Here is a 16,276-nt window from a genome sequence, read left to right as displayed (position 1 = left end):
CCCGCATGTCTTTTCCTGTCGGCAGGGAACTTCCGGATCGGCTGACTCGAGAACTGGTAGCGGCCGCCCTTACCGCTCCTGCGCTCGTTTCGGCGCGCACACTGGCCGAATGGGTCGGGACCGGCCGTCCGCTCACCGCGAGGAATGTGCTGAAACCGGCCGCCGCGGTCGAAGTGTGCGGCCTGCTGGGCATCGAGCCGCCTTCACGTCGGCCACGCAGTGCCGTGGACATCGACGAGCTGATGGTGGTGTGGACGACGGCGTTGGCGGCCAGATTCCTCGAAATCACTCCTGGCCGGGTGAAAACGGCCAAGGCACTCGATTTGTGGTCGGCAGGGGAGACGGATCCCGTGCTGACCATCTGGGCCGCTTGTACCTCGGAGTGTCTGGGCCTGGCCGGTGAAACCGCGGTGGATCTGGAGCATGTCGCCGTCCTGGCGGAGCTTTACGAACGCGACGGCTCCGCGTCGCTCAGTGAGCTGGGTGAAGCCATCAGCGAGGCAGATGGGAGTGCTCCGGCTTGTGACTGCCCCGACTGCGCCATGGAGGAGGCGTGGCCACCCGAGGGCGTGGTGGAGACACTGGGTGAGTTCGGCATAGCCGTGCTCCGTGGCGACGGCGCCGAGCTGACCGGCCTCGGGCGCTGGTACACCGACTTCCTGTTCCGGGGCAGCGCTCCCGCCGCCGAGGTGGACGCGGCGACGCTGCTCGATGAGGTGGCGCACCTGCCACCGAAAATCGGCGTACTGATGTCCCGGCCTTGGCTGTCCGCCCGTACTCCCGTCAGCGCCGCCCGCGAACTGCTCGCCGCCGGGGAAGCCGCGTCCGGTCAACTGCGGGTCGTCGCCCTTGCCTTGGCCGGGCAGTGCGGTCCGGAAGCCGACGCCGCGTGGCGTGAGTGGGCGGCCAAGGACGGATTCGGCGCCTATGCCCGCGTCTGGCTGGCCGAGGAGGCCGGCACCGAGCCGGCCGAAGACGACAGCGCGTGGATCACCGTCGACACACTCGCCGCCACACTGGACGCGCTCCCGCCCGAGATACCGGCCGACGTGGTCACCGGCATCCTGGGGGCGCAGGCGGGCGGTGCGCTGGTCGAAGTACTCCCGTTGCTGGCGAACAGTGGCCATCCGGCCGCCCCTCGCTTGGTGTCGTTCCTCAGCGCCGGTCGACCGGTGGTTTCACCGCGTCGCTCAACGCCGCCCTCGGGTGCTCGGTACCGGATCAAAGTCCACCTACGCGGTGTGACGAAACCACCCGTGTGGCGGCGTCTCGAAGTGCCGTCCGATCTCGGCCTCGACCAGCTGCACGCGGCCCTCCAGGGCGCGATGGGCTGGGATGACGGTCATCTGCATGTCTTCGCCGACGGCTGGGCCGAGTACGGGCAACCGGACTTCGAGCTGGGCCATCGGGACGAACGGACGGTACGCCTGTCCCAGGTGCTCGCCGACGTCGGTGACAAGCTCGGCTACACCTACGACTTCGGTGACAATTGGGAACATGACATCACGCTGGAGGCGATCCTCCCCGCCGACCCTGGCACGACCGGCGTGGTCTGCACCGGCGGCAAAGGGGCGTGCCCGCCCGAAGATTGCGGCGGTGTGGGGGGATACCAGCAGTTGAAGGAGATCCTGGCCGATCCGGCCGCCGAAGAGCACGACGACATGCTCGAGTGGCTGGGCTTGGACTCGGGTGACGAATTCGACCCGCATCTGTTCTCCACCGAAGACGTCAATCAGATCCTCAGCGGTTACTTCGCCGGGCTTTCGCTGCACTGAAGGGAACACGGATGACTCTGGAAGTCCAGCGTGACGGCGAGCACCGCTTCGTCGGCCGCAACGAACGTGGTGCCGAAGTCCGGATCGGGCGCAAAGGTGCCGAGGGCGCCTTCTCCCCGGCCGAACTGCTGCAGATCGCGGCCGCGGGCTGCTCGGCCGTCACCGCCGAGAACCTCATCACGCGCCGGATCGGGGAGGACTCGAAGTTCCGGGTCGGCGTGACCGCGGACCAGCGCGAAGGCGCTTCGGAGCTCGACGGCGTCCATGTCGCTTTCGACGTCGACGTGTCCTCGCTCGCCGCTGAGGACCGGGAGGCGCTCGCGGCGGCGGTGGACCGTGCGATCGAGCGGTTGTGCACGGTGAGCCGGACACTGAAGAAGGGCATCCCGGTCACGGAAAGCTTCCCGGTCGAGTAGCCCCCTCGCGTGCAATGAGCCTTTTCCATCCCGAGGTTCAGAGGGTGTGGGGGGCGTGAGTGGTGATGACGGTTCTGGCGGACCGGTACTTGCTGGCCTGCTGGAACCTGACTTCCCCACTCGGCTGTGTCAGCCGCGGGGCCCGAGCGGCACGACGTCGATCAACGGAAGATCGGGGACACTCAACGTCCCCGATCTTCCGTTGATCAACATCGGGACCGGGGCAACCTCACGACGATGTGGGAATCGGGACACTCACTGTCCCAATCCCCACATCGCCACCCCGACCCGACCGAGTCAAACCCTCCAGCCGCCTTACGGAAGGGCAAAGGACACCCCGGCCAAGCCTTACCTCACAGTCGACTACCTGCGAGGTAAGACCTGCTCGTGAATGGCGAGAGACGTTAGAACGACACTCGCCACTCACTACCTCCCTCCCCAGAACCTCAGGACGAAAAAGGCGCAATGAAGGGGCCTTTCATAGCGGAATTCGCTATGAAAGGCCCCTTCATTGCCTTTGGAGTCAGTGTTTGGCGGCGTGGCCTTCCGCGCTCCAGACCACGTACGCCTCGTCGGCGTCGGTGGTCATGGCCTCGATGAACTTCTCGTTGTCGAAGCCGGGCAGCGTCTGCAGCCGCTCGATCAGCGCGTCGGCGGCCGGGTCGCCGCTGGGGATCGCGGTGCCCTTGCCGTCGGTGCCGGCGAGCATGAAGAAGACATCTTCTTTCCACGGGCCTTCAGGGATCACTCTGACCACCACCGCGGACAGCTCGGACCACGTGACGGCTTCTTCGCTGCCGTCCGCGAGCTGACGCCGCACTCCGGTGTCATCGACGCTGACGGTCCGGGATTGTGCGTTGGGCGACTCGTGGGACAACCGGTTCTCCCTGTCTTCGGCGTTCCGTTAACGGTACTCGGCCGTGTCCCAGACCACTCAGGCCGGGGCGGCGGCGTCGAGGCGGCGCAGCGCGTCGCGGGCGACCTTCGGATCCATGGTCGGCCAGAAGGGCGGCAGCGAGGCACGCAGGAATCCGCCGTAGCGGGCCGTGGCCAGCCGCGAGTCCAGGATCGCCACGACGCCGCGGTCGGTGACCGAGCGGTGCAGCCGCCCGGTGCCCTGCGCGAGCAGCAGCGCGGCGTGCGTGGCGGCGACGGTGAGGAAACCGTTGCCGCCTCTGGCTTCCACGGCTCGTTGCCGCGCGGACGAGACCGGGTCGTCCGGGCGCGGGAACGGGATCCGGTCGACCACGACGAGTTGCAGCGACGGGCCGGGCACGTCGACGCCCTGCCACAGCGACAGCGTGCCGAACAGGCAGGTGCGCGCGTCCTCGGAGAACTTCTGCACCAGCAGACCGGTGGAATCGTCGCCCTGGCAGAGGATCGGCAGGTCGAGCCGCTCCCGCATCTCCTCGGTGGCCTGCTTCGCCGCGCGCATCGAGGAGAACAGGCCGAGTGTGCGCCCGCCCGCGGCCTCGATCAACTCGGCCAGCTCGGCCATGGTGGAGGGCTGCAAGCCGTCCCTGCCGGGCGGCGGCAAGTGTTTGGCCAGGTAGAGGATGCCGTTGCGTTTGTGGTCGAACGGGGAGCCGACGTCGAGGCCGGTCCACTTCGGGCCGTCGAGGTCGTCGCTGTCGGCCGGGGCCGCCTTGTCGGTCGCCGCGCCCGCCGCCTTCTCGACCCTGGCCCCGCCGGGTGGGAGGCCCCATTGCCGGGCCATGGTGTCGAACGTGCCGCCCAGGGTCAGCGTCGCCGACGTCAGCACGGTCGTGTGCTGGTTGAACACGCGTTCACGCAGCAGGCCCGCCACACCGAGTGGCGCCACCTTCAGCGCGGGCGGACGCGGATTCGTGGAGAACCTGTCCCCGGTCAGCCAGACGACGTCGCGTTGCTGCGCCTTGTCGTCGTCGAAGGCTTCCAGCAGCCGGACCGCGGTGTCATGGACCTCTTCGAGCAGTGACCGCGCCAGTTTGCGGGCCGTGGCCTCGTCGACCTCTTCCTTCCTGTCCTTGCCGAGCGCGGTGAGGCAGCGCTGCGCGGCGTCGCGGACCGCGGGGATCGCGCCGGTGAGAGCCTGCGGCAGCGAATCCATCCGGCCCGACGGCAGGTCGTCGAGGATCAGGGCCAGCCCGTCGCTCGCCTCCAGCAACTGGTCGGCCACTTCATCGTCGACCAGTTTCCCGCAGCGCCGGGCGGCGGCGGACACCATGCCGCTGGTCAGTTCGCCGGTCGCCACGGAGGTCACGCGGTCGACCAGGTCGTGTGCCTCGTCGATGATCACCAGGTCGTGCTCGGGGAGCACCTGGTAGCCCTGCAGCGCGTCGATCGCCAGCAGCGCGTGGTTGGTGACGACGACATCGGCCTTGCCCGCCTCGGCGCGGGATCGTTCCGCGAAGCAGTCGGTGCCGATGGGACAGCGTGAGGCGCCGAGGCATTCCTTCGCCGTGACGGACACCTGGCGCCACGCCTGATCCGAGACACCGGGAACCAGTTCGTCGCGGTCGCCGGTCTCGGTGTCGGACGACCATTCCCGCAGCCGCGTGACCTCCTTGCCCAGCCGGGAGACCGCGAACGGGTCGAACAGCTGCTGATCCTCCGGCTCGTCCGGGGCGCCGGAATCGAGCCGGTGAAGGCAGAGATAGTTGCGACGGCCCTTGAGGATCGCGAAGGTGGGTTCGCGGCCGAGGGGCTTCTTCAGTGCCTTCGCCAACCTGGGGAGGTCGCGGTCGACCAGCTGGCGTTGCAGCGCGATGGTGGCCGTGGAGACCACGACCGTCGCCTCCTTCTCGACCGCGTGCCGGATCGCGGGAACGAGGTAGGCCAACGACTTCCCGGTACCGGTGCCCGCCTGGACGGCCAGGTGCTCGCCGGTGCGGATGGCGCGGCCCACGGCGTCCGCCATCCGGACTTGGCCCTCGCGCTCGGCACCGCCCACGGACTCGACCGCGTGGGTCAGGAGTTCGAGGACGCCGGGGAAATCAGCACGGTTGGGCACGGGACAAGACGATAGCCGGGACCACCGTCAAGATCGTCCGCACGGTGTTATGAACGGGATTTTCATGGCGAAATCTGCCATGAAAGTCCCGTTCATAACACGTGAGACAGCGGTGAAAGGGCCGGTCACGCGTCCTTGCGGAAGCGAGAGATGAGCGCCCAGGTGCCCGGAAGCAGAGCCGCCGCGACGGCGATCTTCAGCGCGTCGCCGATGAGGAACGGGACGACGCCGTGCCGCAGCGCGGTCGGCAGGCTGACGCCCAGCGAGGCCGCCAGCCACAGCACACCGAACGAGTAGATGACGAGGTTGCCGAGCACCATCGTGCCCGCCATGCGCAGCGGCGTCCGGTCACCGCCGCGGCCGGCGAGCGCGCCCACCAGGGCGCCGGCGAAGACGAACCCGACGATGTAGCCCGCGCTGGCGCCGAACAGGCCCGACGAGCCGCCCTGGAACCAGCCGACACCGGCGGCACCGACGGCGAGGTACAGCGCCATCGACAGTGCGCCGCGCTTCCAGCCGAGCGCCGCGCCGACCAGGAGGGCGGCGAACGTCTGGCCGGTCATCGGCACCGGAGAGCCCGGCACCGGGATGACGATCTGCGCGGCCGCGCCGGTGAGGGCGGCACCACCGGCGACCAGGATCGCGTCACGGACGAGGGCGCCGGGAACGAGGTCGGCGAGGACCGGACGGTGGCCGGCCACGGACAGCGAAGACACTCAGACCTCCTATGAGTACACGAATGTGAACCGAGGTTAACGTCAGAAGACGGGTCGCGGACCGAATGTCGGCCACCTCACGGTCCGGCTCGATCCACTCGTCCGGGTGGTGTGGCCCTGCGCCCGTCTGGCTCTTGTTGGAAGCTGCCTGTCATGAAGAAGACCAGGACGGCGGGAAGGCTGCTGTCGGTGACCATGCTGACCGGGGCGCTGGTGGCGGGAGGCACGGCGGCGTCGGCCGAACCGGCACCCGCGTCGGCGTCGGCGTCGGTCGGGTCGGTCGACGTGGAGATCGGCGACGAACACGTCGTCACCGGCGAGCTGGCGCCGTGCGAGGTCGACGGGCCCCTGACCGCGCACACCGCCGGCGGATCCATCGGAGACTTCGCCCGGTTCAACGGCGGCGACTCGCGGTGCGGCCGGACCGGCGCGGTGGCGGTCGGCGAGGCGTTCGGGCGGCGGTTCGAGACCACCCTGCTCAAACGCTACGGCGGACCGGTGATCAGGGTCCGCACGTTCCTGGCGAAATGCAGCACCACCAAGGACGGCAGCCTCGGCTACATCGAGTTCGGCGACGTCACCGGGTTCACGCTGCCGGAGACCATCCCGCAGAACTACCGGCAGACCATCACCGGCGGCAAGGGCGGGACGGCACTGGCTTCGGTCACGGTCAACGAGACCGTCACGCCGACACCGCCCGACGGGAGCCTGGTGACGCACATGCTGCACATCAAGCTGTTCCCGCAGGGCGGCGGACCGGCGAAGGGCGACATCTACCTCGGCACCGCGCGCTGCGACCCGTACGGCAAGAAGAAGCCCGCCTGAGTCCTGCGGCACCGGGGGTCAGGCGCGCGAGACGTACTTGGCGGCCGCGGCGACGAACTCGCTCGCCCGGGTCGCGAGGTCCGTCAGCGATCCGCTGGCTGTGAGCGCGTCGCCCAGCAGTGGTGTCGCGGCCGCGACGGCGATCGAACCCGCCTCGAGGTACTTCCCGACGTCGGCGAGGTGGACGCCGCCGGTCGGCACCAGCGGGATGTCCGGCATCGGCGCCCGGAGCGCCCGCAGGTAGGCGATCCCGCCGACGGCGGCGACCGGGAACACCTTCACCGCGGCCGCGCCGAGGCGCCACGCCTGGTCGATCTCGGTCGGGGTCAGCGCGCCGCAGATCACCGGCAGCCCGCGTTCGTGCGCGCGTTCCAGCACCAGCGGATTCACCGTCGGCGTGACCAGGAACGTCGCGCCCGCGTCCGCCGCCGTGTCCACATCGGACACTTCGCGGACACTCCCGGCGCCGACGTGCGCGTCGTCGCCGAGTTTCTTGCGGATGGTCGCGATGGCGTCCGCGGCTCCCGGCGTGGTCAACGCCGCTTCCAGTACCCGGACGCCCGCCGCCCGCAGCACCGTGGCGGCATCGGCGAAGCGGCTCGCGTCGGCGGCTCGCAGGATCGCGATGAGCCGGTTTTCGATCAAGGTGTCCTGGAGGTCGTGCTGGATCATGCGGAGGGAACCGGCGCCTTTCCGGTGTAGGTCACGCCGGCCTCGTCGAAGTCCTTGAGCGCGGCGTCGACCGTCGGCTGTGAACCGCCGACGGTGAGGTCCAGCAGCACCCGGACGGTGAAGCCCGCCTTCGCCGCGTCGAGCGCTGTGGCGCGTACGCAGAAGTCGGTCGCGATGCCGACGACGTCGACCTCGGTGACGTCATGCTCCTTCAGCCACGCTTCGAGCGTCTTGCCGTCGCGCGCGTTGCCTTCGAAGCCCGAGTACGCGGCGGTGTACTCGCCCTTCGAGAAGACCTCGGTGATCGGGACCACGTCGAGCGCGGGGTGGAACGACGCGCCGGAAGTGCCCGCGACGCAGTGCCGCGGCCAGCTGTCCTTGAAGTCCGGCGTCTCGCTGAAGTGGTCGCCCGGATCGATGTGGTAGTCACGGGTGGCGACGACGTGCGCGTAGCCGCCCTCGGCGGCCAGCTTCGAAATGCCTTCGGCGGCCGCGGCGCCGCCGGGCAGGCCGAGCGACCCGCCTTCGCAGAAGTCGTTCTGCACATCGACCACGATCAGGGCAGTCCCCATGTGTTGCTCCTGAACTCTCTTAGACGAATACGGTCGGGATGGCCGGCTCGCCGTGCGAAAGCTTGAGGCCCTCCCACGGCAGGCTCACCAGCGCACGCCGAAGCCGCTGGCGCGCGTCGTCCAGCGTGGGCAGATCATCCACCGTCCGGCCGTCCCGGACCAGCGGAATCTGCAATTCGTGGTCGTTCGGTTCCCGTTCCGGTACCGCCGAGGCGGCGGTCCAGATCACCTCTTCGACGGCGGTGCCGGTGTCGCGGTGCCGTCGCAGCACGGATTTCCGCCCGCCGCGGGACTCCTTGTGCGCGCTGCGCTTGGCCACCGGTTTGCCGTCGACCTCGACGAGCTTGTAGACCATGCCCGCGGTCGGCGCGCCGGAACCGGTGACGACCGAGGTGCCGACGCCGTACGCGTCGACCGGTTCCGCCCGCAGTGCCGCGATGGCGTGTTCGTCGAGGTCACCGGACACCACGATGCGGGTGTCCTTGGCGCCGAGGGAGTCCAGCTGCTCCCGGGCCTTGCGGGCCAGCGGGCCGACGTCACCGGAGTCGATGCGGATCGCGCCGAGCTCCGTCCCGGCCACCCGGACGGCCGTTTCGATGCCCTTGGTGATGTCGTAGGTGTCCACCAGGAGTGTGGTGTCGGTGCCCATCTTGTCCACCTGCGCGCGGAACGCGGCCTCTTCGCTGTCGTGCAGCAGCATGAACGCGTGCGCGACGGTGCCCCGCGTCGGGATTCCGTAGCGCCGGCCGGCCTCCAGATTGGAGGTCGTGGCGAAACCGGCGAGGTACGCGGCCCGCGCGGCGGCGACGGCGGCGTACTCGTGGGTCCGGCGGCCGCCCATCTCGATGATCGGCCTGCCATGCGCGGCGCCGGACATCCGCGCCGCCGCGGACGCGATCGCGCTGTCGTGGTTGAGGATCGAGAGGATCAGTGTCTCCAGGACGACGGCCTCGCCGAACGAACCGGTCACGGTCAGGATCGGGGAGCCGGGGAAGTAGAGCTCACCCTCGGCGTAGCCGTCGATGTTCCCGGAGAAGGAGTAGTCCGCGAGCCACGAAAGGGTGGCATCGTCGACGACGGCCGTCGCCTCCAGCTGGCTCAGCTCGGCGTCGGTGAACCGGAAGTCCGCGATCGAGTCGAGGACCCGGCCGGTGCCCGCGACGACGCCGTAGCGGCGGCCGTCGGGCAGACGACGTGCGAAGACCTCGAAGACGCACGGCCGGTCCGCGGTCCCGTCGGAGAGCGCGCTGGCCAGCATGGTCAGCTCGTAGTGGTCGGTGAGCAGCGCGGTGCTGGCGCCAGTGGCCGCCTCGGGGAAACCCATGGCGCCAGCCTATTCACCCACACGGCCGGACCTGCCAACCCATACCGGGTCGGGCCCGTGACACCATGGAGTGCATGTCCACGCCTGTCGCATCCGAGCAGACGCAGGTTGATCCACAGGGAGTAGAAGTCGTCTCTGAGGACAAGCCCTGGCGGACGGTCGTCTGGAACGATCCGGTGAACCTCATGTCGTACGTGACGTACGTGTTTCAGAAGCTGTTCGGTTACAGCCGGGACCACGCCACGAAGCTGATGCTCGACGTACACCAGAAGGGCAAGGCGATCGTGTCCTCCGGTTCCAAGGAGAAGGTGGAGACCGACGTCGCGAAGCTGCACGCGGCCGGCCTCTGGGCGACGATGGAACAGCCGTCGTGAACGGATGGCGCCGTAAGGGCGAGACCATCGTCGCCGGGTTCGAGCAGCAGGAGGCCGCGGTACTGCGCGGCCTGGTCAGCCAGCTGGAGGACATGCTCACCGCGCGCGCCGAGGAGGCGCCGCAGGACGAGCTGGCCGAGCTGACCGGGATCCGCACGGGCCCGACCGAGTCGCCGGACGACCCCGTGCTCTCGCGGCTGTTGCCGGACTTCCACAAGCTGGACCCGGACAACCCGACCCGCGAGGACATCGACTCGGCCGCCGCGATGCGCTCGATCCACGAGCCGGAGCTGCTGGACAAGAAGGTCGGCGTCGCCAAGATCGTGCTGGACACCTTGCCGAGGGACGGCGGGAACGTGCGGCTCACCTTCGAGCAGGCCGACGCGTGGCTGGGCGCGCTCAACGACGTCCGGCTCGCGCTGGGCACCGCGCTCGACGTCACCGAGGACATGCCCGACGAGCTGCCCGAGGACGACCCTCGCGCGCCGCATCTGGGCGTCTACCACTGGCTGACCTGGGTCCAGGAAACCCTCATCCAGTCGCTGACCTCATGATCACCGACGTTCCGGGGGTGCTGGTCGGGCACCACGAGCGGGTCGGTGACGGCTGGGCGACCGGGACGACGGTCGTGCTGGTCCCCGGCGGTGCCGTCGGTGCCGTCGACCAGCGCGGCGGCGCGCCCGGCACGCGCGAGACCAACCTGCTGGAGCCGGAGAACCTGGTCCAGCACGTCAACGCGATCTGCCTGTCCGGTGGGAGCGCGTACGGCCTGGCCGCGGCGGACGGCGTCATGCGCTGGCTCGCCGAGCGGAACCTGGGGATCCCCGTCGGGACGCAGCCGCACGAGGTGGTGCCGATCGTGCCCGCCGCGGTGTTGTTCGACCTGCCGCGCGGTGAGTGGGGCAACCGCCCGGACGCGTCGTTCGGCTACGCGGCCTGCGAAGCCGCCACGGCCGGTCCTGTCGCGTTGGGCACGGTCGGCGCCGGTGCGGGTGCGAAAGCGGGATCACTCAAAGGTGGGATCGGGACGGCTTCGGAGCGGGTCGGGGAGTTCACGGTCGGCGTCGTGGCCGCGGTGAACGCCGCCGGTGAGGCCGTCGACCTTTCGACCGGCCGCCCGTTCGCGGCGGATCACGAGGTCGACGGCGAGTTCGGCGTCCGCTGGCCGGACCGGCCCGGCGACGTCGAGGCGAAGGTACCCGGGCTCAACACGGTCATCGGCGTGGTCGCGGTCGACGCGGCGCTGTCCAAGGCGGAGGCTCGGCGGCTCGCGGTGGCCGCGCAGGACGGTCTCGCCAGGGCCGTGCGGCCGGCGCACACGATGTTCGACGGCGACACGGTCTTCGCGCTGGCGACCGGGGAGCAAGAACTGCCCGGAGGCGCGGGACCGATCGCGGCGACGGCGCGCGCGGCGGTGCTGGACACGCTGTGCTCGGCGGCCGCGCGGGTCTTCGGGCGGGCGATGGTGCACGGCGTGCTGAACGCCACTTCCGCCGGTGGAATGCGCGCCTACCGCGACGTCTGGCCCGAAGCGTTCGCCTGACCTCCGCGTTTCGTCCTCTCACTGCGGTAGTTGCGCGTGCAAGGACCGCGTTTAGAGGACGAAATGCGGGGATCGAGTGGCGGCAATCTCAGAGTGTGGACCGGTCCCGTCCAGCACCTAAGATGTGCGGTGTGCTCCGGATCCGCCGTGAACTCGTCGACGAGATCGTCGCCCATGCCCGCCGTGACCATCCCGACGAGGCGTGCGGGGTGATCGCCGGTCCGGAAGGATCGGACAGCCCCGAACGGTTCATCCCGATGGTCAACGCCGCCCGGTCGCCGACGTTCTACCAATTCGACTCGATGGACCAGCTCAGGCTGCATCGCGAGCTGGAGGCGAACGGCGAGGTCCAGGTGGTCATCTACCACTCGCACACCGCCACGGACGCCTACCCGTCGCGCACCGATGTCTCGATCGCCGCGGAACCCGACGCGCACTACGTGCTCGTCTCCACCAAAGACCCCGATTCGCACCAGTTCCGGTCTTACCGGATCGTGGACGGGGAGATCACCGAGGAGCCCGTCGAGATCATCGGCTGAATCCCGGCCCGGAATAACCGGGGCCGGATCGAACGTCTGCGTAGTAGAGAACCCACCGGAGGTAGAACACCATGGCCGTGACCGTGTCCATCCCGACCATCCTGCGTACGCACACCGGCGGCGAGAAGTCCGTCGAGGCGGCCGGCAAGACCGTGCTCGAGGTGATCGACGACATCGAGTCCCGCCACGGCGGCCTCAAGGCCCGCCTGGTCAAGGAAGAGAAGCTGCACCGCTTCGTCAACGTCTACGTGAACGACGAGGACGTCCGCTTCTCCGGTGGCCTCGAGGCCGAGGTCAAGGACGGCGACACCCTGACCATCCTGCCCGCCGTGGCCGGAGGCTGATCCATGGCTCGCTTCGAGTCGCTGCTCGACACGCTCGGCGGCACCCCCCTGGTCGGCCTGCCCCGGCTTTCACCCACCCACGACGTGCGGTTGTGGGCGAAGCTGGAGGATCGCAACCCGACCGGTTCGATCAAGGATCGCCCCGCGCTGGCGATGATCGAGGCCGCCGAGCGTGAAGGCACCCTCCGGCGTGGCTCCACGATCCTGGAGCCGACGTCGGGCAACACCGGGATCGCGCTCGCCATGGCCGCGAAGCTCAAGGGCTACGGCCTGGTGTGCGTCATGCCGGAGAACACCTCCACCGAACGCAAGCAGCTGCTGCAGGCGTACGGCGCGCGGATCGTCTACTCCCCGGCCGCGGGTGGCTCCAACGAGGCCGTGCGCCGGGCGAAGGAACTGGCCGTGGCCAACCCGGACTGGGTCATGCTCTACCAGTACGGCAACCCGGCGAACGCCGACGCGCACTATCGCGGCACCGGGCCCGAACTGCTGAAGGACCTGCCGACGCTGACGCATTTCGTCGGCGGCCTCGGCACCACCGGCACCCTGGTCGGCGTCGGGCGCTACCTGCACGAGACGAAACCGGACGTGCAGATCATCGCGGCCGAGCCGCGCTACGGCGAGCTGGTGTACGGCCTGCGGAACCTCGACGAGGGCTTCGTCCCGGAGCTTTACGACGCGAGCGTGCTCAACGGCCGCTTCTCCGTCGGCGCTTACGACGCGCTTCGACGGACACGTGAGCTGCTGGAGCACGAAGGCATCTTCGCGGGGATTTCGACCGGTGCCGTGCTGCACGCGGCGCTCGCCGTCGCCGAGAAGGCCGCGGCTTCGGGAAAACCCGCCGACGTCGCCTTCGTGGTCGCGGACGCCGGGTGGAAGTACCTCTCGACGGGCGCTTATTCCGGCTCGCTCGACGAAGCGGCCGAAAGGCTCGACGGGCAGCTCTGGGCCTGATTCTCCGCTTCTCGCGTGCTATGAAAGGTCCTTTCCTTGCAAAATTTGCAAGGAAAGGACCTTTCATAGCATTGGCGGCAGGGCACGCGCGGCGCTGGCACGATGGCGAGCATGAAGGTCATCGGGTTGCTGGGCGGGATGAGCTGGGAATCGTCGGCCGAGTACTACCGGCTGGTCAACGAGCGCGTCCGTGAGCTTCGCGGCGGTTATCACTCCGCGCGCACCGTGCTCTACTCCGTGGACTTCGCCGAAATCGAGGCGATGCAGGCCGAAGGCCGCTGGGACGACGCCGGGCGCGAACTGAACCGCGCCGCGCGCGGCCTCGAAGCCGCCGGAGCGGACTTCGTCGTCTTGTGCACCAACACGATGCACAAGGTCGCCGAGCAGCTCACCGACGGTCTCGGCGTCCCGCTGCTGCACCTCGCCGACACCACGGCCGCCGCGATCACTGCCGGGAACCTCAAGCGAGTCGGCCTCCTGGGCACCGGGTTCACCATGGCCCAGCCGTTCTACCGCGAACGCCTCGCCGCGCACGGGCTCGACGTGCTCGTCCCGGAGGAGGACGACCGCGAGACGGTGCACCGGATCATCTACGACGAACTCGTCCACGGCGTCGTCACCGAGGACTCCCGCGAGCGGTACCGCGAGGTCATCGCGCGGATCGTCCAGAAGGGCGCCGACGGCGTGATCTACGGCTGCACCGAGATCGAACTGCTCGTCGGCCCGGAAGACAGTCCGGTGCCCACCTTCCCCACCACCAGGTTGCACGCCGAAGCGGCCGTGGACTACGCGCTCGGCAAGACCGCGCTCCCTTCCGCTCCGGCGAGATGACGCTCGTGCTGGGAGACGGCCTGCCGCCACAGCCTGTCGCGCTCCTCCTCGGTGAACAGGCCACGCCGCACCCCGAAGACGTCCTCGATCGCCGTCCACCACTCGGCCGGTGATTCCAGCACCGTCTTGCCGCCCGGCAGCCGGGTGAGCGTCAGCGCGCGCAGCGAATCGAGGCTTTCGGCGTCCCGGCGCTGCAGCACGAGCGTGCGGACGAATCCGGAGTTCTCGGACGTGGAAAGCTCGACGTGTTTCTCGGCGAAGTCCTGCATCACCGCCGTCTCGGGCGCGAAATCCATGCCGACGAAACTTCCCTGCGGATCGTGGTCGAACCGCCAGCCGCCGGGCGTGATCTCCGACGTCCGCATGCGGAACACCAGCGGCCCTTGCTTGTACTCGCCTTCACGCAGCGGGAGCGGTTCATGGATGCCGTCGCCGAGCCCCACGTCGACCAGCCAGCCGACTTCGGGCGTCTCCGGCAGCCCGGTCACCGTCAGCGCCAGGTGGTTGAGATGGATCCCGGCGGTCTCCTGAGCGGTGTGCGCCCCGCCGGGATGGCGCATGACCTGGTAGCCGAGTGCCTTCAGCAAGGCCGAGAACGCGCCGTTGAGGTGATAGCAGTAGCCGCCGCGACCGGCGACGATCCGGCTGAACGACACCGCCGGATCCAGCGACGTGACCCGGCCCAGCTGGACTTCCAGATCTTCGTACGGCACCCGCTCGACATGGGCCGCGTGCAGCCGGAAGAGCGCGTCGAGGCTCGGCGGCTCGTGCTCGAGGCCGAGTCGGGCGAGATAAGCGGGCACGTCGACGTGCTCGGAAGAAGGTGACCCCATGCCGACGACCGTAACGGCACCCACCGACAAATCAGGGTTCTCACCGAGGCGACCTCGCCCGTTCCGGCCGTAGCCTGTGGAGGTGACCACTTTGCCTTCCCAGCCGGTCCCGGCGAGCGAGTCGTCCGGTACGGATCCGGCCAAACGCGTCCTGCCGCCGAACCCGAAGGCCGCCGCGATCGCGGCGCTGGCCTTCACCGTGCTGCTCTACCTGGTCGAACTGGTCGACGTCGTCCTGCCCGCCGACCTCGATCAGGGTGGCATCCTCGCGCGCGACGTCTCCGGGCTCGACGGCGTGCTGTGGGCGCCGGTGCTGCACGCGGGCTGGGGGCATCTGTTCTCCAACACCGTCCCGGTCCTGGTGTTCGCCTTCCTCGCGATGGCTTCGGGGGTCGGCAGGTGGGTGCTGGTCACCGCGATCATCTGGGTGCTCTCCGGCCTGGGTGTCTGGCTGATCGCGCCGGACAACACGGTGACCGTGGGCGCCTCCGGCATCGCTTTCGGCTGGCTGGCGTTCTTGCTGGTCAGGGGCATCTTCAACCGGGCTGTCGGCCAGATCCTGGTGGCCGTGCTGCTGCTGGGAATCTGGAGCGGAATGCTCTGGGGACTGCTTCCGGGTGATCCGGGCGTCTCGTGGCAAGGTCACCTGTTCGGCGCGCTGTCAGGGGTCTTCGCGGCCTGGGTGGTGGCGAGGATGGACAGGTCCCATGCCAGGAAAGCGTCCGGTCCCGGTAGCCTCGCCGGGTGACCAAGCCGAGCGCCGACGCCCCGATCGGCGTCTTCGATTCCGGAGTGGGCGGGCTCACCGTCGCCCGGTCGATCCTGGAACAGCTGCCCGGTGAGCAGCTGCGCTACGTCGGCGACACCGCCCGCAATCCGTACGGTCCCCTTCCCATCGCGACGGCACGCCAGTACGCGCTGGAAGCGCTGGACGACATCGTCGACGGCGGGGTGAAGGCGCTGGTCATCGCCTGCAACACCGCCTCCGCGGCCTGCCTTCGCGACGCGAGGGAGCGCTACGACGTCCCCGTGATCGAGGTCGTCCTCCCGGCCGCGCGAAGGGCGGTCTCCGCCACCCGCTCCGGCCGGATCGGCGTGATCGGCACCGAGGGCACCGTCCGGTCCCGTGCCTACGACGATGCCTTCACCGCCGCTCAGGACGTCCAGATCACCAGCGTCGCCTGCCCTCGGTTCGTCGACTTCGTCGAACGCGGGATCACCACCGGCCGTCAGGTGCTCGGACTCGCACAGGGCTATCTCGAACCACTGCTGGACGCCCAGGTCGACACGCTGGTCATGGGCTGCACGCACTACCCGCTGCTGTCCGGGGTGCTGCAGATCGTCATGGGCCAGGACGTCACGCTGGTGTCGAGCGCCGAAGAGACCGCGCGGGACCTCGTGCGCGTCCTCACCGAGAACGACCTCCTCGCCGAGCGCGACACCCCGCCGCGGCACGAGTTCGTCGCCACCGGATCCGCCGAGCCGTTCACGAGACTCGCTCAGCGGTTCATGGGTTTCGCTCCGGGTGTGCTGGCTCCCACCAGCGCGTAAAAAAGCCGATTCCGC

Annotated in this window: 19 protein-coding genes; 12 read left to right on the top strand and 7 right to left on the bottom strand. The window is 69.2% G+C overall.

Translation table 11 applies throughout. The features are described 5' to 3' along the window. The first annotated feature begins 5 nt into the window (after positions 1-5). Both ACZ54P_RS11305 and ACZ54P_RS11300 read left to right on the top strand, forming a co-directional pair. A complete protein-coding gene (locus ACZ54P_RS11305; protein ID WP_465461379.1) occupies positions 6-1,775 on the top strand; it encodes a plasmid pRiA4b ORF-3 family protein in 1,770 nt (589 codons plus the stop codon). Between the two features lie 11 nt (positions 1,776-1,786). Then, entirely contained in the window at positions 1,787-2,191 is a 405-nt protein-coding gene (locus tag ACZ54P_RS11300; RefSeq protein WP_465461378.1) for an OsmC family protein, read from the top strand. Between the two features lie 523 nt (positions 2,192-2,714). Here ACZ54P_RS11300 and ACZ54P_RS11295 read toward each other — a convergent pair. From ACZ54P_RS11295 to ACZ54P_RS11285, 3 genes are all read right to left on the bottom strand, one after another. Next, complete coding sequence (locus tag ACZ54P_RS11295; protein WP_465461377.1) at positions 2,715-3,068, bottom strand: hypothetical protein; 354 nt, start codon at positions 3,066-3,068, stop codon at positions 2,715-2,717. A 57-nt stretch (positions 3,069-3,125) separates the two neighbouring features. Further along, the gene (locus tag ACZ54P_RS11290) at positions 3,126-5,183 is read right to left on the bottom strand and encodes an ATP-dependent DNA helicase (RefSeq protein ID WP_465461376.1); all 2,058 of its coding nucleotides are present in this window, start codon (positions 5,181-5,183) and stop codon (positions 3,126-3,128) included. A gap of 125 nt (positions 5,184-5,308) precedes the next feature. Continuing rightward, positions 5,309-5,899 (bottom strand): biotin transporter BioY, encoded by a 591-nt coding sequence (locus ACZ54P_RS11285; RefSeq protein WP_465461375.1) that lies wholly within the window; start codon positions 5,897-5,899, stop codon positions 5,309-5,311. A gap of 153 nt (positions 5,900-6,052) precedes the next feature. Here ACZ54P_RS11285 and ACZ54P_RS11280 point away from each other — a divergent pair, with 153 nt between their 5' ends. Beyond that, on the top strand, positions 6,053-6,724 hold the full coding sequence (locus tag ACZ54P_RS11280) for a hypothetical protein (RefSeq protein WP_465461374.1): 672 nt from the start codon (positions 6,053-6,055) through the stop codon (positions 6,722-6,724). Between the two features lie 18 nt (positions 6,725-6,742). Here ACZ54P_RS11280 and ACZ54P_RS11275 read toward each other — a convergent pair whose 3' ends face one another. The 3 genes from ACZ54P_RS11275 to ACZ54P_RS11265 are packed head-to-tail and all read right to left on the bottom strand — an operon-like array spanning position 6,743 to position 9,292. Continuing rightward, positions 6,743-7,396: a bifunctional 4-hydroxy-2-oxoglutarate aldolase/2-dehydro-3-deoxy-phosphogluconate aldolase gene (locus ACZ54P_RS11275; RefSeq protein WP_465461373.1), complete on the bottom strand. Its 654-nt coding sequence runs from the start codon at positions 7,394-7,396 to the stop codon at positions 6,743-6,745. Next, entirely contained in the window at positions 7,393-7,968 is a 576-nt protein-coding gene (locus tag ACZ54P_RS11270) for a nicotinamidase (protein ID WP_465461372.1), read from the bottom strand. Before ACZ54P_RS11270 ends, ACZ54P_RS11275 begins: the two co-directional genes overlap by 4 nt. Before the next feature lie 19 nt (positions 7,969-7,987). Next, the gene (locus ACZ54P_RS11265; protein ID WP_465461371.1) at positions 7,988-9,292 is read right to left on the bottom strand and encodes a nicotinate phosphoribosyltransferase; all 1,305 of its coding nucleotides are present in this window, start codon (positions 9,290-9,292) and stop codon (positions 7,988-7,990) included. A gap of 74 nt (positions 9,293-9,366) precedes the next feature. Between ACZ54P_RS11265 and clpS the strand changes: the two genes are divergently transcribed. The 7 genes from clpS to ACZ54P_RS11230 all read left to right on the top strand — a co-directional run bounded on the left by clpS (position 9,367) and on the right by ACZ54P_RS11230 (position 13,877). Then, positions 9,367-9,666, top strand: coding sequence for an ATP-dependent Clp protease adapter ClpS (gene clpS / locus ACZ54P_RS11260; protein WP_005165655.1), 300 nt, complete (start codon positions 9,367-9,369; stop codon positions 9,664-9,666). Beyond that, complete coding sequence (locus ACZ54P_RS11255) at positions 9,663-10,220, top strand: DUF2017 domain-containing protein (protein WP_007028265.1); 558 nt, start codon at positions 9,663-9,665, stop codon at positions 10,218-10,220. The genes clpS and ACZ54P_RS11255 overlap by 4 nt, the downstream gene beginning before the upstream one ends. Next, a complete protein-coding gene (locus ACZ54P_RS11250; protein WP_465461370.1) occupies positions 10,217-11,209 on the top strand; it encodes a P1 family peptidase in 993 nt (330 codons plus the stop codon). Before ACZ54P_RS11255 ends, ACZ54P_RS11250 begins: the two co-directional genes overlap by 4 nt. Positions 11,210-11,340: 131 nt before the next feature. After that, complete coding sequence (locus tag ACZ54P_RS11245) at positions 11,341-11,748, top strand: M67 family metallopeptidase (RefSeq protein WP_465461369.1); 408 nt, start codon at positions 11,341-11,343, stop codon at positions 11,746-11,748. A gap of 71 nt (positions 11,749-11,819) precedes the next feature. Continuing rightward, complete coding sequence (locus tag ACZ54P_RS11240; protein WP_465461368.1) at positions 11,820-12,092, top strand: MoaD/ThiS family protein; 273 nt, start codon at positions 11,820-11,822, stop codon at positions 12,090-12,092. A gap of 3 nt (positions 12,093-12,095) precedes the next feature. Further along, a complete protein-coding gene (locus tag ACZ54P_RS11235) occupies positions 12,096-13,046 on the top strand; it encodes a PLP-dependent cysteine synthase family protein (protein WP_465461367.1) in 951 nt (316 codons plus the stop codon). 111 nt (positions 13,047-13,157) lie between these two features. Beyond that, a complete protein-coding gene (locus tag ACZ54P_RS11230) occupies positions 13,158-13,877 on the top strand; it encodes an aspartate/glutamate racemase family protein (protein WP_465461366.1) in 720 nt (239 codons plus the stop codon). On the opposite strand, the gene ACZ54P_RS11225 is transcribed toward ACZ54P_RS11230, so the two are convergent. Beyond that, positions 13,832-14,710, bottom strand: coding sequence for an arylamine N-acetyltransferase family protein (locus ACZ54P_RS11225; RefSeq protein WP_465461365.1), 879 nt, complete (start codon positions 14,708-14,710; stop codon positions 13,832-13,834). The two genes, ACZ54P_RS11230 and ACZ54P_RS11225, sit on opposite strands and share 46 nt — an antisense overlap. A gap of 91 nt (positions 14,711-14,801) precedes the next feature. Between ACZ54P_RS11225 and ACZ54P_RS11220 the strand changes: the two genes are divergently transcribed. Together ACZ54P_RS11220 and murI are read left to right on the top strand one after the other, a co-directional pair. Further along, positions 14,802-15,458 carry a rhomboid family intramembrane serine protease gene (locus tag ACZ54P_RS11220; protein ID WP_465461460.1) on the top strand — a complete coding sequence of 219 codons (657 nt, stop codon included), beginning with the start codon at positions 14,802-14,804 and terminating at the stop codon, positions 15,456-15,458. Further along, complete coding sequence (gene murI / locus ACZ54P_RS11215) at positions 15,455-16,261, top strand: glutamate racemase (RefSeq protein WP_465461364.1); 807 nt, start codon at positions 15,455-15,457, stop codon at positions 16,259-16,261. Before ACZ54P_RS11220 ends, murI begins: the two co-directional genes overlap by 4 nt. Positions 16,262-16,276 lie beyond the last annotated feature (15 nt).

The organism is Amycolatopsis sp. NPDC034160, assembly GCF_055575355.1.
The sequence above is the reverse complement of the archived record's forward strand: the minus strand, read 5'-3'. Positions and strand labels throughout refer to the sequence as shown.

Excerpts from the sequence above, each read along its gene's own strand:
- ACZ54P_RS11305 (WP_465461379.1), top strand. The coding sequence starts at position 6 with ATGTCTTTTCCTGTCGGCAGGGAACTTCCGGATCGGCTGACTCGAGAA.
- ACZ54P_RS11300 (WP_465461378.1), top strand. The coding sequence starts at position 1,787 with ATGACTCTGGAAGTCCAGCGTGACGGCGAGCACCGCTTCGTCGGCCGC.
- ACZ54P_RS11280 (WP_465461374.1), top strand. The coding sequence starts at position 6,053 with ATGAAGAAGACCAGGACGGCGGGAAGGCTGCTGTCGGTGACCATGCTG.
- ACZ54P_RS11275 (WP_465461373.1), bottom strand. The coding sequence starts at position 7,396 with ATGATCCAGCACGACCTCCAGGACACCTTGATCGAAAACCGGCTCATC.
- ACZ54P_RS11270 (WP_465461372.1), bottom strand. The coding sequence starts at position 7,968 with ATGGGGACTGCCCTGATCGTGGTCGATGTGCAGAACGACTTCTGCGAA.
- ACZ54P_RS11265 (WP_465461371.1), bottom strand. The coding sequence starts at position 9,292 with ATGGGTTTCCCCGAGGCGGCCACTGGCGCCAGCACCGCGCTGCTCACC.
- clpS (WP_005165655.1), top strand. The coding sequence starts at position 9,367 with ATGTCCACGCCTGTCGCATCCGAGCAGACGCAGGTTGATCCACAGGGA.
- ACZ54P_RS11250 (WP_465461370.1), top strand. The coding sequence starts at position 10,217 with ATGATCACCGACGTTCCGGGGGTGCTGGTCGGGCACCACGAGCGGGTC.
- ACZ54P_RS11240 (WP_465461368.1), top strand. The coding sequence starts at position 11,820 with ATGGCCGTGACCGTGTCCATCCCGACCATCCTGCGTACGCACACCGGC.
- ACZ54P_RS11235 (WP_465461367.1), top strand. The coding sequence starts at position 12,096 with ATGGCTCGCTTCGAGTCGCTGCTCGACACGCTCGGCGGCACCCCCCTG.
- ACZ54P_RS11230 (WP_465461366.1), top strand. The coding sequence starts at position 13,158 with ATGAAGGTCATCGGGTTGCTGGGCGGGATGAGCTGGGAATCGTCGGCC.
- ACZ54P_RS11225 (WP_465461365.1), bottom strand. The coding sequence starts at position 14,710 with ATGGGGTCACCTTCTTCCGAGCACGTCGACGTGCCCGCTTATCTCGCC.